This window comes from Gilliamella sp. Nev5-1, from assembly GCF_001690895.1.
In the GTDB taxonomy this organism is placed as follows: domain Bacteria; phylum Pseudomonadota; class Gammaproteobacteria; order Enterobacterales; family Orbaceae; genus Gilliamella; species Gilliamella apicola_C.
Map to the genome: position 1 here is coordinate 84048 of NZ_LZHO01000088.1, position 15977 is coordinate 100024.

At 35.2% G+C, this 15977-nt stretch carries 15 protein-coding genes and 2 rRNA genes; 2 read left to right on the forward strand and 15 right to left on the reverse strand.

From position 1 onward, the window contains the following. Positions 1-121 precede the first annotated feature (121 nt). The 3 genes from aroL to aroE form a co-directional block, all read right to left on the reverse strand. Positions 122-634, reverse strand: a complete 513-nt coding sequence (aroL, locus tag A9G41_RS12320) for a shikimate kinase AroL (protein WP_065583008.1) — start codon at positions 632-634, stop codon at positions 122-124. A 218-nt stretch (positions 635-852) separates the two neighbouring features. Next, positions 853-1206 carry an Aca2/YdiL-like domain-containing protein gene (locus A9G41_RS12325; protein WP_065583007.1) on the reverse strand — a complete coding sequence of 118 codons (354 nt, stop codon included), beginning with the start codon at positions 1204-1206 and terminating at the stop codon, positions 853-855. 163 nt (positions 1207-1369) lie between these two features. Continuing rightward, positions 1370-2200 carry a shikimate dehydrogenase gene (aroE, locus tag A9G41_RS12330; RefSeq protein WP_065583006.1) on the reverse strand — a complete coding sequence of 277 codons (831 nt, stop codon included), beginning with the start codon at positions 2198-2200 and terminating at the stop codon, positions 1370-1372. Positions 2201-2572: 372 nt separating this feature from the next. On the opposite strand from aroE, the gene rpmB reads away from it, so the two are divergent. After that, positions 2573-2809, forward strand: a complete 237-nt coding sequence (gene rpmB / locus A9G41_RS12335; protein WP_034884345.1) for a 50S ribosomal protein L28 — start codon at positions 2573-2575, stop codon at positions 2807-2809. 15 nt (positions 2810-2824) lie between these two features. Next, on the forward strand, positions 2825-2992 hold the full coding sequence (gene rpmG / locus A9G41_RS12340; RefSeq protein WP_034884348.1) for a 50S ribosomal protein L33: 168 nt from the start codon (positions 2825-2827) through the stop codon (positions 2990-2992). A gap of 267 nt (positions 2993-3259) precedes the next feature. Here the strand turns inward: rpmG and gltP are convergent, their stop codons facing one another. The 12 genes from gltP to A9G41_RS12400 all read right to left on the reverse strand — a co-directional run. Next, positions 3260-4570, reverse strand: coding sequence for a glutamate/aspartate:proton symporter GltP (gene gltP, locus A9G41_RS12345; protein ID WP_065582293.1), 1311 nt, complete (start codon positions 4568-4570; stop codon positions 3260-3262). A 94-nt stretch (positions 4571-4664) separates the two neighbouring features. Continuing rightward, entirely contained in the window at positions 4665-7355 is a 2691-nt protein-coding gene (gyrA, locus tag A9G41_RS12350; protein ID WP_065582288.1) for a DNA topoisomerase (ATP-hydrolyzing) subunit A, read from the reverse strand. A gap of 96 nt (positions 7356-7451) precedes the next feature. Further along, positions 7452-8030, reverse strand: a complete 579-nt coding sequence (locus tag A9G41_RS12355; protein ID WP_065568336.1) for an SIS domain-containing protein — start codon at positions 8028-8030, stop codon at positions 7452-7454. 15 nt (positions 8031-8045) lie between these two features. Further along, positions 8046-8417, reverse strand: coding sequence for a YraN family protein (locus tag A9G41_RS12360; protein ID WP_218057389.1), 372 nt, complete (start codon positions 8415-8417; stop codon positions 8046-8048). Continuing rightward, a complete protein-coding gene (locus A9G41_RS12365) occupies positions 8383-10224 on the reverse strand; it encodes a penicillin-binding protein activator (RefSeq protein ID WP_065582289.1) in 1842 nt (613 codons plus the stop codon). Before A9G41_RS12365 ends, A9G41_RS12360 begins: the two co-directional genes overlap by 35 nt. Before the next feature lie 20 nt (positions 10225-10244). Next, positions 10245-11327: a 23S rRNA (cytidine(2498)-2'-O)-methyltransferase RlmM gene (rlmM, locus tag A9G41_RS12370; protein ID WP_065582290.1), complete on the reverse strand. Its 1083-nt coding sequence runs from the start codon at positions 11325-11327 to the stop codon at positions 10245-10247. Between the two features lie 46 nt (positions 11328-11373). Next, positions 11374-12324: an LpxL/LpxP family Kdo(2)-lipid IV(A) lauroyl/palmitoleoyl acyltransferase gene (lpxL, locus tag A9G41_RS12375; RefSeq protein WP_065568311.1), complete on the reverse strand. Its 951-nt coding sequence runs from the start codon at positions 12322-12324 to the stop codon at positions 11374-11376. Between the two features lie 248 nt (positions 12325-12572). Next, entirely contained in the window at positions 12573-13367 is a 795-nt protein-coding gene (gene thyA, locus A9G41_RS12380; protein ID WP_065582291.1) for a thymidylate synthase, read from the reverse strand. After that, positions 13364-14233, reverse strand: a complete 870-nt coding sequence (gene lgt, locus A9G41_RS12385) for a prolipoprotein diacylglyceryl transferase (protein WP_075539753.1) — start codon at positions 14231-14233, stop codon at positions 13364-13366. Before lgt ends, thyA begins: the two co-directional genes overlap by 4 nt. Next, positions 14230-14802, reverse strand: coding sequence for an RNA pyrophosphohydrolase (rppH, locus tag A9G41_RS12390; protein ID WP_065568308.1), 573 nt, complete (start codon positions 14800-14802; stop codon positions 14230-14232). Before rppH ends, lgt begins: the two co-directional genes overlap by 4 nt. Positions 14803-15390: 588 nt before the next feature. Next, positions 15391-15506 (reverse strand): 5S ribosomal RNA (gene rrf / locus A9G41_RS12395). A 170-nt stretch (positions 15507-15676) separates the two neighbouring features. After that, positions 15677-15977: ribosomal RNA gene (locus A9G41_RS12400) — 23S ribosomal RNA — on the reverse strand; the annotation flags it as partial.

Genomic DNA, 15977 nt, shown 5'->3' on the forward strand with positions numbered 1-15977 from the left:
TATTTTTTAGATAGAATAGCAAAAGTTTAATTAAGATATAAATTTATATAGAATTCTTTATTAAATTGATTATTTGCTTTTATTAAACAACACCACTTTTTAGGTAATATTTTGGCTAAATTTAACGCTTAAGCATTTCAAGGATTTTCGTGAGAACCAAGTTTTCATCTTGATCAACATTGACCTCATAATGTGCAGCATCATGATATAAAGGTAGTCTTTCAGTTAATACCTTTTCCAGTTCATCAAAAATAGACAAACCTGTTAGTGATGGGCGCTGAGCAACATTAGGATCTTTCATTAAACGCGCTGCCAGTGTTGCTGCAGGTGCTGATAAAAAGATAACCGTGCCATTTTGTTTCATAAAATCTCGGTTATGCTCAGCTAATACCATTCCTCCACCAGTTGCAATAACATGATTTGGTTTAGCTATATCAACAAGTACTTGGCTTTCTCTTGCTCTGAATCCTTCCCAACCTTCTTTTTCAACAATTTCAGCTACTGTTTTTTGAGTGGTGTCAAATAAATGCTTGTCAGTATCAACAAAAGAAAACGATAACTTGTCAGCTAACATTTTTCCCATTGTTGTTTTACCCGCAGCTCTAGCACCAACTAAAAAAATTGTTTTATTCATATTGGGTTCTGCCCTTTTAGATTTACAGAATATAGTCACCATGCTAGTGATTCACATTTGTTTTTGCAATATATTTTTACACATTATCGGTACAATTGAAAAAATATTTATTTTTCAATAAATTAACTAAAATTTTTTAACTTAAATTTGTAAATTAAAATTTACATTATTTGTAAATATACTCTATTAGGATCCTAAAATAATCTTGGTTAAGTTAATTAGCATAGTTTTTCTAAACCTCGGAAATAAAGCTCTGTGGCAATTGATTGATGTAGTCGCCATTGAATGATGTCAAGCTCTGGATTTACCTTTTTAAACTCTTCATATGTCATAAAATAGCGAATAGTATTACTACCAACACGATCATTGATGCTATTAATGATAAGATTAATTTTTTCGTTTCGAAGCTTTTTTAGCTCTTGCATAGCCGTTATAATGAATTTGGGCACAGGTGTTATACCTTTTTCCCAATCAAGCCATGTATTTGTATCTGTTTTACCAATATATTCGCTTGCTTCTGACACTTTTATCATAAGAAAACGACGATACGCTTGCAATTCTACGCTAGTCATAAATACTCCTTATTATAATGCTTTTGATCTATCCACTTAATGTGCTAATTTTTATTAAGCTAATTTATTAATGCAGAGAGTTATTAATTACTAACCTAATGATAAAATCATAAAAAAACACAGCTAATTCCAATGTCGTTAGATGTGTTTATCTGTTGAGTAATTATTTTCCGGCTAAAGCATCAATTACAGATTGTTTTGCTCGTTCAGAAAGATCTTTTCCTGTCCAAATTTTAAATTGAGCATTTGCTTGACCAATAAACATTTCACGCCCTGATATTGATTCCCAGCCCGCTTTTTCTGCTTCTTGTCTAAATCGAGTATTGTATGGTGTATAGACAATATCATACGCCAAGCCTTTCCCTTTAAACCAAGCCTGTTCATAAGGCGTCTGATCTTCAAATCTACCTTGCATACCTAATGGGGTAGAATTAATAATAATTTGTGCTTCAACTTGGCTGCGTTCTTCCCAAGCTATTGCTTTTAGATTGAACTCTTTTGCTAATGCTTTGGCTGAGTCGAGCATAATGTCTGTCACAGTAATTTCGGTATAACCAAGGTCTTGCAATCCAACAACAGCAGCACGTGCTGCGCCTCCCGCTCCTAGTAATAAAACTTTTTTATATTCAACAGGTAATTTCTTTTGTTCCAGTGGCTGCATAAAGCCAACAATATCCGTATTATCGCCACAAAGCTTATCGCCATTCCAATAAACTAAATTAGCTGCCCCTGCTTTTTTGACATGCTCAGTTACTTCGTCTAAATAAGGAATAATAGCCTGCTTATGTGGAATAGTGACACATAACCCTCTAATATTTAATAGTCTTACTGATTTAAATAGTGTTGATATTTCTTCAGGTGGCGTAGCAAAAGGCACTAAAACGGCAGGAATACCATAATCTTGAAATGATGTAGTATGAATAAGAGGACTCATACTATGCCCTAACGGATAACCGATAATGCCGTATATACTATATGGCGTGAACTGGCTCATACAATCTCCTTGAAAATTAGATCTAATAGATAAAAGCGATAATTAATAGTATTAAACCATATTTATCATAAAATTAAACGGTTTTTATATTTATCTAAATTAACCTTAGCCATAATAGTGTTATCACAACAATTATTATTTATTTGTTAATAATTATTTGGATAATGATCTTATTTTTACACTTAAATAAGATAATGCTTGAGAATTTGTGTATAACAGCGTATACTTCGCTACCTCATTATTATGGGTGTAGTGTGAGAGGTTAGACTGCTTCTCAGATAGAACTGCAGCAAACTAAAAGCCTGACGAGGTTAATTCCATTAACATATTACGCCCAGGGCTTAAGCATTGAAATTTCGGAGAATTATTGACATGTCACGAGTATGCCAAGTAACAGGAAAAGGCCCTTTAGTAGGAAATAATCGTTCTCATGCGATGAATGCTACTAAACGTCGTTTTCTACCAAACCTTCAAACTCACCGTTTCTGGATTGAGAGTGAAAAACGTTTTGTAAAATTGCGTGTATCTGCTAAAGGTATGCGTACTATCGATAAAAAGGGTATTGATGCGGTTTTAGCTGAACTTCGTGCCCGTGGTGAAAAGTACTAATAAGGAAACCATATCATGGCAAAAGGTGTACGCGAAAAAATTAGATTAGTTTCTTCTGCTGGTACAGGTCATTTTTATACCACTAGCAAAAATAAAAGAACTATGCCTGAAAAGATGGAGATCAAAAAGTATGATCCTGTTGTTCGTCAGCATGTAGTTTATAAAGAAGCTAAAATTAAATAGTTTTAGATAAATAAAAAACCCAGCAAATGCTGGGTTTTTTATTTTCTTTTCTATACATAACCATCATAACTATCAATATCTGCCTACCAACTTATTACCCATACTTGCATGTTAGCCTGCCTTTTTTACTATTTTAAATTAAGAATAACTTAAGCCCAAAATCATACAACTGATAGCAATTAAGATGGTTAGCTATTTAAAAGCACTCCTTGAAAAAATAAAAAAGCGCCAGTTGTTAACGGCGCTTTTGTCAGTAAACAAATAACTCTATTTCAAATATTGTTGTTCATAGGCTCTTGCTTTTTTGTCATCAAAAACATGTTCCCAGCGAGCTATAACAATTGCAGCTAATGCATTGCCAACCACATTAACAACCGTTCTACCCATATCTAAAATACGCTCTACCCCCATAATATAACCAATCCCTTCAAGGGGAATGCCAACACTGCCAAGGGTTGCGGATAACACAAGGATTGAAGCACCTGGTACTCCTGCTATACCTTTAGAAGCTATCATTAAGGTAATGACAACTATAATTTGATCTAAAATAGTTAAATCAATATGGAATAATTGGGCTAGAAAGATGACTGTAATACTTTGATAAAGCGTTGAGCCATCAAGATTAAATGAATAACCAGTTGGAATAACGAAACTTGTAATTGATTTTGGTGCACCATATGACTCCATTTTTTCAATAATTTTCGGTAATGCTGTTTCAGAGCTTGCAGTTGAAAATGCGATAACCAGTTCTTCTTTCAATATTTTTAGCAGTGTGAAAATATTAAAATGACAAATTTTACAAACAAGACCAAGTACCACTAATGTAAATATAATCATCGCTGAATAAACAGTTAGAATCAGTTTAAGTAGTGGTAATAAAGATTCAAAACCATATTTGGCAACTGTCACAGTAATGAGAGCAAATACACCAATTGGGGCATAACGCATAATCATGTTAGTAACTTTAAACATTGTGTCAGAGATAACCTTTAAGAAAAATACAAAAGGCTCGCGCTGTTTATCTGGTAACGACATTAGACCTAAGCCGAAAAAGACACAGAAAAAGATAACAGGCAATATAGCTCCATCAGCCATTGCTTTAAAGATATTTGCAGGAATCATATCAAGAATCATGACAATTAAGCCATGAGGTTTTCCACTTAATTCTTCAGCAGCCTTTGCATATTTGCTCACATCTGCTGTTGCAAGTGTTGAAGAGTCAATTCCCGCTCCCGGCGCAAAAATATTTCCCCAGCAAAGACCTAATAAGATAGCAATCGTGGTAATAATCTCAAAATAAAGTATTGTTTTTAGACCTAATGTCCCTAATCGTTTCGAACCACCAATACCAGCAATACCTAAAGTTAATGTACTAAGTATAATAGGCAAGACAATCATTTTAATTAAACGAATAAAAATATCGCCCGCTGGTTGGAAAATGTTGACTATCGAAAATTGATAATAAGAGTGTAAAGGGTGGCTAGGAGTAGAGAGTTCAAATAAATAAGCCCCCACCGCTATCCCTAAAATTAATGCAATCAAAATCTGCCATGCAAGATTAGTTAAGACTTTTTTTATTGAGAAAGACATGTAATTCTATTCCTTTTCACGATATTGGAAAACAAAAAAGGACTAGCAATACCGACTAATCCTTTTTTGTAATTAAAAATTATTATTCAGATTCTTGAGTGGAATCATCACTATCGTAAGCATCTTGAGATAATTCTGATTCAACTTCATCTTCCGTTTCAGCAATTCGCTGCAGTCCAACAACTTTTTCGTTTTCGGCTGTTCGAATCAGGGTTACACCTTGAGTATTTCGACCAACAATACTTACTTCAGATACTCGAGTACGCACTAAAGTACCTGCATCAGTAATCAGCATGATTTGATCGGTTTCTTCAACCTGTACTGCACCAACAACTGCACCATTTCGTTCGCTCACTTTAATAGATATCACTCCTTTAGTTGCGCGTGATTTAGTTGGGTATAACTCTTTCTCAGTACGCTTACCATAACCGTTTTGAGTTGCTGTTAGTATTGCACCATTTCCTCGAGGAACTATCAGTGATACGACTTTGTCATCGCCCTCTAACTTAATACCTCGAACGCCCGTCGCGGTTCGCCCCATGCAGCGAACTTTATTTGCTGGGAATCGAACAACTTTACCATTTGCAGAGAACAACATAATATCTTCTGTATTAGAGATTTGAGAAACTTCATCATCATTCTCAATCTCATCAACAATGGCATCATCATTAAGTTCTTCATCATCAACGGTATCAGACGTTTCATTACTCGTTAAATCAACGCCAATTAGCTCGTCATCATCACGTAAGTTAATCGCAATAATCCCCCCACTTCGAGGGCGACTAAATTCAATTAATGACGTCTTCTTAACGGTACCTTGCGCTGTTGCCATAAATACGCAATGTTCATCATCAAATTCTCTAACTGGTAGAATTGCGGTAATGCGTTCATTTTCTTCAAGCGGTAATAAATTAATTATTGGGCGCCCTCGCGAACCACGACTAGCTTCAGGAAGTTGGTAAACTTTCATCCAATACAATCTGCCACGGCTAGAGAAGCAAAGAATAGTATCGTGAGTATTAGCAACTAATAATTTTTCAACAAAGTCTTCTTCTTTAATTTTAGTTGCCGATTTACCTTTACCACCACGACGTTGAGCTTCATAATCTGAAAGCGGCTGATATTTGACATAACCTTGGTGCGAAAGCGTAACAACGACATCTTCTTGAGCTATTAAGTCTTCAATATTGATATCTGCACTGCTTGCCGTAATTTCAGTTCGCCTTGCATCTTGAAATTGGTCACGAACACTTTCTAGTTCTTCGCGAATCACTTCCATTAGGCGTTCTGAACTAGCTAAGATGCGCAATAACTCACCAATTTGAACTAATAGATCTTTATATTCATCAAGAATTTTTTCGTGTTCTAGGCCTGTTAAACGATGTAAACGAAGATCTAATATAGCTTGTGCTTGTGCCTCTGATAGGTAATAGTGCTCTTGGCAAATACCAAATTCTGGTGCTAAATCTTCAGGGCGAGCAACATCATTACCCGCCTTTTCAAGCATTGCAGCAACATTACCTAATTGCCAAGCTTGCGCTAATAATTTCGTTTTTGCTTCGCTAGGCGTTGATGCAGCTCGAATAAGTTCAATCACAGGATCAATATTAGCAAGTGCTATCGCTAAACCTTCTAATACATGAGCACGCTCACGAGCTTTACGTAATTCGTATATTGTTCGACGTGTTACTACTTCTCGACGATGAAGGACAAAAGCTTCAATCATGTCACGTAAGTTTAAAAGCTTTGGTTGACCTTTATGTAAAGCAACCATATTGATACCAAACGAAACTTGTAATTGAGTCAACGAGAAAAGATTATTTAATACAACTTCACCAACCGCATCTCGCTTGATTTCAATAACAATACGCATACCATCTTTGTCAGATTCGTCACGTAATGCTGAGATGCCTTCTACTTTTTTATCTTTAACTAATTCTGCGATTTTTTCAATCAATTTTTTCTTATTAACTTGATATGGGATCTCGTGGACTATAATGGTTTCCCGCCCACTATGATCATCGACTTCAATTGTCGCTTTAGACCGAATATAAATAATGCCACGACCTGTACGATAAGCATTTTCAATGCCTTTACGGCCATTAATTAATGCTGCGGTTGGAAAGTCTGGCCCATGAATATACTCCATTAAACCATCAACCGAAATATTTTCATCTTCAATAAAAGCTAGGCAACCATTAATAACTTCAGAGAGATTGTGTGGAGGAATATTTGTTGCCATACCAACAGCAATCCCTGAAGAGCCGTTAATTAATAAGTTTGGGATACGAGTCGGTAATACATCGGGGATCATTTCTGAACCATCATAGTTAGGTGAAAAATCAACTGTTTCCTTATCAAGATCAGTCAATAACGCCCCAGCAAATTTTTGCATCCGAATTTCGGTATAACGCATTGCCGCTGCTGAATCACCATCAACAGAACCGAAGTTTCCTTGACCATCAACCAACATATAACGTAATGAAAATGGCTGAGCCATCCGCACAATTGTATCATAAACAGCTGAATCACCATGTGGATGGTATTTACCGATAACGTCCCCAACAACACGAGCTGATTTTCGATAAGGTTTATTCCACTCATATCCCGCTTCATGCATAGCAAATAAAACACGCCTATGAACAGGCTTTAAGCCATCTCGGACATCAGGTAAAGCACGTCCAACAATAACAGACATTGCATAGTCAAGATAAGAGGATTTTAGTTCATCTTCAATATTAACGGGGGTTATTTCTTTGGCTAATTCGGTCATAACACCATGTTCTCTTATTAATTTAAGTCATCATAACAGGCTATAATATAGCATAAAAACGCTATTAATGCAGAACTAAACTGTTTTTATTTCAACTTATTCGCTATGAATAAACAATGTATTTTCAATTAATTGGCATAAGCAATTTAAAATCATTGCGTGCATTTCATATGCCATCACTTTGTTGTAAGATGGGACTCTTATTTCAATATCATTTTGCCCAAGCAAACCAATAACTTCGCCTCCATCAAAAGCAGTTAAAGCGACAATTTTCATGTCTTTAATTACTGCCTCTTGAACGGCTCGAATAATGGCTCTGCTATTTCCTTGGCACGTTGCTATAATTAAAACATCACTTTGCTGCCCTAATGCTTGAATTTGGCGAGCATAAATTTCTTCATGGTTGGCAATCGCACTTAATAAAACATTGTCCGATACAAGAGCTATTGCAGGAATGCTTGGTCTTTCGATATTAATACTGGTGATCAAACGCGAAGTAAAGCTTTGTACATTAGCAGCAGATGGGCCATTACCACAGCTCATTATTTTATTGCCATTAAGTAAACTCTCAACAATAATATTTGCTGCTTTTTCAATAGAATAACCAAGTGATTCTGCCATCACAATTTGAGTTTGAATACTTTCAGTAAAATAATTTTTAATTAAATCTTGCACGCTTTCACCCAAAAATTAAAATGCGTTAATAATCCATTTTTGACTTTTACCTGTAATAGCAAAAACATCAAACCTAAACTCTGTATCTTCAATATTTAAATTTTGCGTTATCATCCATTGCTGAGCAGCTTGCTTTATTTTATTTTGCTTATTTAACGTCACAGTCGTTTCAGCATGGCCAAAATTGGCATTTTTTCTATAACGTACTTCAATAAAAACAAGGCATTTACCATCTAGCATAATTAAATCAAGTTCACCAAAGCGAAATTGGGCATTATAGGCCAGAAGTTTGAGTCCTTGCTTAAGTAGGTATTGGCAAGCAATATTTTCATAATACTCACCAATTTGTTTTTTATTCGCTTTTCGAATCAGAGTTAGCTCCGCTATAAATGTATTGCTGCCAAGAGAGTGAGCGAGTCACTTCACATTGATCACTTGTTGATAATTTACCAGTCATACCATCTAGAAAATTGAGTTGATATGAATTGAGTTGATTAAATCGATTGGTAAGCCTCCACGCATCAATCCCCATGGCATATAAACGCATTAACGAATAATCTTTCTGAACATTGCTAGGTATCTTTGTATTCACATTATCCTTTTGAATCATAGGAATTTCAGCATATTCAGTTTTATTCATATCATAATAAAAATCATCAGAAGCATTAGCAACATGGCTTTTTGAGCTTGAATAAAGCATGACAGCAGATGAGTTACCAATATTCTTATTAGCGCCCATATCAAGCATTGGTTTTATCAACGTCAATTCATCATATGATGCGTAAATGTAAATAGCATCAAACCCAGCCGATATCATTTCACCTGATGATACTTCATCATTCGAAATAGGGCTTCCCGCAAGGCTAATACCGACATTGTGATTCATATTAGCACTTAGTGTTTTAGCGTTACCAAAATATTGTACGTAAGCTTGTGAACTATTTGCCGACAGTTGTGCCCATTGTGCTGCAAAGCTTTGCGCAACACGCCTTCCCAAATCATTTTGAGGCACTAATACCAGTGGTTTTATTTTATTTTGGGAATAAATATGGTCAGCTGCATCTTTTGCTTCATCTTCTGGAGATAAAGCAAAAAAACACATTTTATTAGCAGAAGTAGTTGTTTTATCAACTTTGTTCAAGGCTAAAACAGGGATAGCAGGCGCTAGCTCTTTTATTTTAGTTACTTCATTTTTTAATAAAGGACCGACAATTAATTCAACATGTTGTTCCTGTGCTTGCTGGATTAAAGCATCCATAGGAGCGCTAGTTGTATCGACTACAATTACATTTTGTTGCGGTTCTTGTGGAAAAAACTTTATAGCATCAATGTAACCTTGACGAATAGTTTCACCAAATATACGAGAAGAACCACTTAATGGTAACAATAAAGCAACCTTTTTTCCATTAGCATCAACTGCAAGCGTTTGTTCACCAGTCAATATTGATATAATTTCTTTAGCTGGATGATCAGGGTATTGTATAGCCCAATTATTAATGGCTTGTTTTAATAATTGCTTTTGATTTTGAGATTTTGTAGCAATTGTGTCTGGCGTATCATCATCTTGTGGAACAGGTACATCATTATTTTGTTGATAAGCATATGCCAAATCAATCCAACCTTGTAATGTAATGTCATCTTCACCCACTAAAACTTTACCAATTTTATCAGCCTTTAACTTACTAAAAAAATTCCATGTACTGTTTAATAGTTGCCTTTTTTCAGTTTCAGATACATATTTTTCTAATTGAAGATAATCATGAGCTTGGGCATTAATATCTTTACTATTTATATCTAAGCCTAATTTTATCATATAATAGCGATATAGCTGTGAGTTATTCAAATCAACAATCGTTAATTGATTAAGGTCAAATGGACGCCTTTTTTTTACAGCAATTTCACCTTGTGATAATAATTTTTCTTCTTTCTGTTCAGCATTAAGATCGGAAGGTAAATTTGATAATAATGTGTTTGCTTGTGTCAATTTATTTTCTTTTATTAGGGCTCGAATAGCTAATAATTGCCAATTAACTTTCACAGAGCCAGAACTATTATCTGCTTGTGATAAATAATAACTAGAATTTTTGTTATTATCAAAGCTAAGTGATTGCTTTGATGTTTCAAAAGTACATCCTGCCAAAAATGTAAATAGTGACATAATTAACATAATATAAAAGGAGCGTTTTAAATTCATACCCATTCTCTTGTAAGTTGTTATCCCCAAATTCGTTGTACATGAACGGTCACTTCTTCTCGATCATGATAAAGCTGCTTAGCCTGAATTTGTACATTGATTTTTTTATTATTTAATTCATCGTTTAACAATTGTAAACTTTGTTTTACTTCTTCATAACGCTTTTTCATTGGTAGTTTGAGGTTAAAAATAGCCTCTCTGCACCAGCCATTAATCAGCCATTTGGCTATTAATTCAGTTACCTTGGCTGGTTTTTCAACCATATCACAAACCAACCAGTAAATATTATGCTTTTTAGGCACAAATTTGAAGCCATCTTCACGATAATGTTTAACTTGCCCTGTTTCCATTAGTTTTTCATTCATAGCCCCATTATCAATGGCATAAACCATCATACATCTTTTAACCAACTGATAAGTCCAACCACCAGGACAAGCACCTAAGTCAACCGCATTCATCCCCCCCTTTAAACGCTCATCCCATTCTTCATAAGGAATAAAAATATGAAAAGCTTCTTCTAATTTTAGTGTAGAACGGCTTGGCGCATCAGTTGGAAATTTTAGTCTAGGAATGCCCATATAAAAAGGTGAATTATTTTGGCTTAGCGAATAACCAACATAACAGCTATTATTATTGATAAAAAATAAGTGAATTACAGGTCTTAATGGATTTTGGACTTTTAATAAAATACGTTTACTGCGCAATGCTTGGCGAAGGGGAACAGTAAATTTTCGGCAAAATCCAGAAAGCACTTTGCCTTCATTTGAATCGGCAACTTCAACACGCAAATCGCCAGCTTTATCGATAAGACCAGCTAATGCATCAATAATAGGAGAAATTCGATCATTTGTCGGCAAATCTGTTAATAAATCGCCCGATACAAACATTTGTCTTGCAAAAATTAATGTTCGAAAAGCTAAATCTTTTATTATCAATTGTGCATCACTATCTTGATAACATTCAAAGACAACATAGCCACTGCTTTCTCTCACTTTTGCATAGCCGTATATTTCTTTTTTTGCTGCTCTATCGGTAATTTCTGCTGCACACTCTTTTTCAAATCCACAGCGACAATATAAAATAATTTTATTTAGTTTTTGCATATTGTAATTTTTACTCTTTCAACAAAAGCTATAAATAACAGCAATTTTAATCGGATTGAACATTATCGGTATATAAAGGAGCATCTCCCTTTGGGCGAGTTTTAAATCGCCGATGTAACCACATATATTGTTCTGGTGCTTTTAAAATTTCTTGCTCAATGACTTTATTCATAAAAGTAGCAGCACGTACATCATCATCTATTGGATAACCTTCCAGTTCTGAGGTAACGTAAACTGTGTAGTGACCATCCTTTTCACGTTTTGGCGTAAAGGGAATAATTGCAGGCTGACCTAATTTAACTAATATGCGAGTTCCCACCGTTGTTGCCACTTTTTCAACTGAAAATAGTGGTGCAAATACGCTATTTTTAGGACCATAATCGTGGTCAGGCGCATACCACAACAGCTCGCCATTTTTTAGTGCACGAATCATCCCTTTTGTGTTATGACGGTCTAGCATATATTTATTTGACTTGAGCCGACCTTTAAGTTGAACATAATCCATGACCGGATTATCATTGGGTCGATAAACACCTACACCAGGATGGCTCATTCCTAAAATACGAGCACCTAATTCCAAAGTTAAAAAATGAATGCCAATAAGCAAAACACCTTGGCCTGATTGTTGCACTTTTGTAATGTTAAAGTCGCCAACAATAGAAACATATTTCGCAAGCCGTTTATCTGACCAAAACCAAGCCATACCTGTCTCAAAAATAGCCAAGCCAGTCGAAATAAAATTTTCACGCAACATCTGCTCTCGTTCTTGTTGCGATTTTTTTGGAAAACAGAGCTTAAGATTTTGCCTTGCTGTTTCTTTACGTTTTCCGATCAGTCGCATTGAAAGTAAACCTAGTCCTTTACCAATTTGGTAAATAACTGGGTAAGGTAATAAAACAGTTACATATAAAACGCCGATACCAAACCACGTTAACCAATAACGAGGGTGCAGTAACCGTTTAGTAAAAATAGGGCGAATTTCCTGATTTGGGCTCATAGTAAGATCAAATAGCTATTTAAACAGTAGTAGATTATTATATACCATATCTTGATTTGCGAAGCAGAAAATAAAATACTTACATTTAAATAAATACTTCCTTTAATTTTTGTTTTGAGTAAAAATGATAATTTAAAATAAACATTAGGAAATAATTTGATTAATCCCTAATATTTATTTTCTCATTTTTATTTAGTAATAAAACATACACAAAATGTATCTATTTCCTAAAAATTCTTTACCAAGCTTTAAACTGCAACAGGGGCTTTAATCGCTGGGTAAGGATCATAATCCATAATTTCAAAGTCCTCAAAATTATAATCAAAAATTGTTGAAGGTTTACGTTTAATCATTAATTTTGGTAATACTTTTGGCTCACGACTTAATTGTAAATGGGCTTGTTCCATATGATTTGAATAAAGATGTGTATCACCACCGGTCCACACAAAGTCCCCCACTTGTAAGTCACATTGCTGTGCGATCATGTGAACTAACAAAGAATAGCTTGCAATATTAAACGGCAACCCTAAAAATACGTCACAAGAACGCTGGTACAGCTGACAAGAAAGCTTACCATTTGCAACATAAAATTGGAAAAAAGCATGGCACGGTGCTAATGCCATTTTGTCTAATTCACCGACATTCCAAGCAGAAACAATCATACGTCTAGAGTCAGGATCATTTTTAATTTGCTCAATTAACTGCGAAATTTGATCTATTTGACGACCATCATCAGCACCCCATGCTCGCCACTGTTTACCATATACAGGACCTAAATCACCATTTTGATCAGCCCATTCATCCCAAATAGTTACTTTATTGTCTTTTAAATAGTTAATATTTGTGTCACCCTTCAAAAACCAAAGTAATTCATGAATAATTGAACGTAAATGGCATTTTTTAGTCGTCACAAGGGGAAAGCCTTCTTGTAAATTAAATCTCATTTGATGACCAAAAATAGATAGCGTTCCTGTGCCTGTTCGATCTGACTTAGAGGTACCCTCATCTAAAATTTTTTGCATTAACGCTAAATATTGTTTCATCGTATTTTTGCCTTCTTGTTAAATCTATACGCAAGTAAGATCATTAAAATGCCACCAATAATCATTGGTAAACATAGAATTTGCCCCATACTAAAAATATTTAAAAATAAACCTAATTGCTCATCTGGCTGTCTAAAAAATTCTATAACAAATCTAAATAAACCATAGCAAAGCAAAAATAACCCAGATACAGCCCCCGTTGGTCTTGGTTTTCGAATAAAAATATTTAAGATAATAAACAGCACAACACCTTCAAATAGCATTTCGTAAAGCTGCGATGGATGTCTTGGTAAAATACCATCTAACTGAGAATATAGAGAAAACCATTCTGGATGAGTCTGAACATACATAAAATCGGCATGCGAGGAAGCTGGAAATAGCATGCCTATAGGCGAATCAGTTACTCGTCCCCAAAGCTCCCCATTAATAAAATTACCAAACCGCCCAAACATCAGACCAATAGGAACTAGAGGAGCAACAAAATCGCCTACTTGCATAAAACTTTTATTTGTCTTTTTAGCAAAAATAGCAATAACACAAACAGCGCCAATTAAGCCACCATGAAAAGACATACCTCCTTCCCAGACTTTAAATAAAATCACAGGATCTTTAATAAAAGCATCAAGGTTATAGAAGAACACATAACCTAACCGCCCACCAATAAAAAGGCCTAAAAATCCCCAAAATAATAAATTTTCAACTTGCTGTGATGTCCATTGGCTATTCGGTTTATTTGCTCTGCGTTTAGCCAAGTAAAGAGCACCGAGTACCCCAAATAAATACATAGCACCATACCAATGAAGTGATATAGGTCCAATAGAAAAAACTATCGGATCAAAATTAGGAAAGTGTAAATATTGATTCATTTTTTAATACGCTTTTTGTTTTTTCGTTTATGAGCAAAGAAGTTAAACCGTTTCTTTTTTGAAACATTAGTCATCGGGGGTGCAATTTCAGATTGTATAGTAAACACAGGTAAAGAAAATTCCTTCATTGCCTTTCTATAAACATCTCTTTTAAAAGCAATAACCTGACGAATAGGGTACCAATAACTTACCCATCTCCAATCATCAAATTCAGGTGTTGAAGACATATTGAGATTAATTGCTGACACATCAGATATCAATTCTAATAAGAACCACTTCTGCTTTTGACCAATACAAACTGGCTGATTTTCCCAACGGATCATCCTTTTGGGTAGTTTGTATCGCAACCAACCATTAGTAACAGATAAAATCTTCACATCTTTTGACGATAAACCAACTTCTTCATTTAATTCACGAAACATTGCCTGTTCAGGCGTTTCGTTTATTTTTATTCCGCCCTGAGGAAACTGCCAAGAATTTTGCCCATATCGACGAGCCCAAAGTACTTGACCATACCTGTTGCAAATAACTATTCCTACATTTGGACGGTAGCCATCATTATCGATCACTGACTACCTCAAAAAAATTATTTTTAATACCTAAATTGTTTCATACATGTGGCAATAAATAAATAAAAAAATGAATTAATCATGTAAATATATCTTTATATAAACTATATAATAGTTCATAAAAAGTTTGCTCAACAAAGTTACCTAATTTACCAACCCGCAAACTACTAGCGAGGATGTCGGTCAGCATAAAACTGTAGTTTTATTCACGTCGGTATTAAGCCAAACTTAGTAACCCCTGCCATCATTAAAATTTTTTCATCTCAATTAGGGAAAAACCTTTTATAACCAGTTGATGAACTAACAATCAACGTACTCTAAGTAAAAAGCTATTAGTATAATAACTGTCTTTTAACATTTGATATTTTTCATGCGCCGAAAATTGTGTCACAACATTAAACGGCTTATTAAAGGCAATTAGTGAACTCATTTCATTCCAACATCAATTCAACATCAACTTATCATCTTCAATCCGTTATTCTTCGGACTATCCGCTCTAGATATTACTATACAAATCAGAGCTCCATTAAATAAAATACCAAACGTAAAAAAGCCCAGCATCGCTGCTGAGCTTCACTAAATTTAAAAGTCTGGCGGCACCCTACTCTCACATGGGTAATACCCACACTACCATCGGCACTACGGCGTTTCACTTCTGAGTTCGGCATGGGGTCAGGTGGGACCACCGCGCTATTACCGCCAGACATATCCTGTCTTCTCTTCTCTCAATTACCATGTATTATCTCATATCCACAGCAATTGCTCAATCCGGAACAAACTGCTCTCTCATTTATTAAACAATTTAAAGTCAATCTCTCTAAATATATCAACTTCAATCATCCTATCGCGTAACTCCAAAACAACTCCGAGTTGTAAGGTTAAGACTCTCGGTTCATTAGTATCAGTTAGCTCAATGTATCACTACACTTACACACCTGACCTATCTACGTCTTAGTCTCAAACGGACCTTACTGAATCTCTTCAGGGAAAACTCATCTCAAGGCTAGTTTCGTACTTAGATGCTTTCAGCACTTATCTATTCCGCACGTAGCTACCGGGCAATGCAATTGGCATCACAACCCGAACACCAGCGGTGCGTTCACTTCGGTCCTCTCGTACTAGAAGCAAACCCTCTCAATTTTCCTACGCCCATGGCAGATAGGGACCGAACTGTC

What these genes read in the sequence shown, in the direction of transcription:
- aroL (WP_065583008.1), bottom strand. Translation starts at nt 634, where the DNA reads ATGAATAAAACAATTTTTTTAGTTGGTGCTAGAGCTGCGGGTAAAACA.
- A9G41_RS12325 (WP_065583007.1), bottom strand. Translation starts at nt 1,206, where the DNA reads ATGACTAGCGTAGAATTGCAAGCGTATCGTCGTTTTCTTATGATAAAA.
- aroE (WP_065583006.1), bottom strand. Translation starts at nt 2,200, where the DNA reads ATGAGCCAGTTCACGCCATATAGTATATACGGCATTATCGGTTATCCG.
- rpmB (WP_034884345.1), top strand. Translation starts at nt 2,573, where the DNA reads ATGTCACGAGTATGCCAAGTAACAGGAAAAGGCCCTTTAGTAGGAAAT.
- rpmG (WP_034884348.1), top strand. Translation starts at nt 2,825, where the DNA reads ATGGCAAAAGGTGTACGCGAAAAAATTAGATTAGTTTCTTCTGCTGGT.
- gyrA (WP_065582288.1), bottom strand. Translation starts at nt 7,355, where the DNA reads ATGACCGAATTAGCCAAAGAAATAACCCCCGTTAATATTGAAGATGAA.
- A9G41_RS12365 (WP_065582289.1), bottom strand. Translation starts at nt 10,224, where the DNA reads ATGAATTTAAAACGCTCCTTTTATATTATGTTAATTATGTCACTATTT.
- rlmM (WP_065582290.1), bottom strand. Translation starts at nt 11,327, where the DNA reads ATGCAAAAACTAAATAAAATTATTTTATATTGTCGCTGTGGATTTGAA.
- lpxL (WP_065568311.1), bottom strand. Translation starts at nt 12,324, where the DNA reads ATGAGCCCAAATCAGGAAATTCGCCCTATTTTTACTAAACGGTTACTG.
- thyA (WP_065582291.1), bottom strand. Translation starts at nt 13,367, where the DNA reads ATGAAACAATATTTAGCGTTAATGCAAAAAATTTTAGATGAGGGTACC.
- lgt (WP_075539753.1), bottom strand. Translation starts at nt 14,233, where the DNA reads ATGAATCAATATTTACACTTTCCTAATTTTGATCCGATAGTTTTTTCT.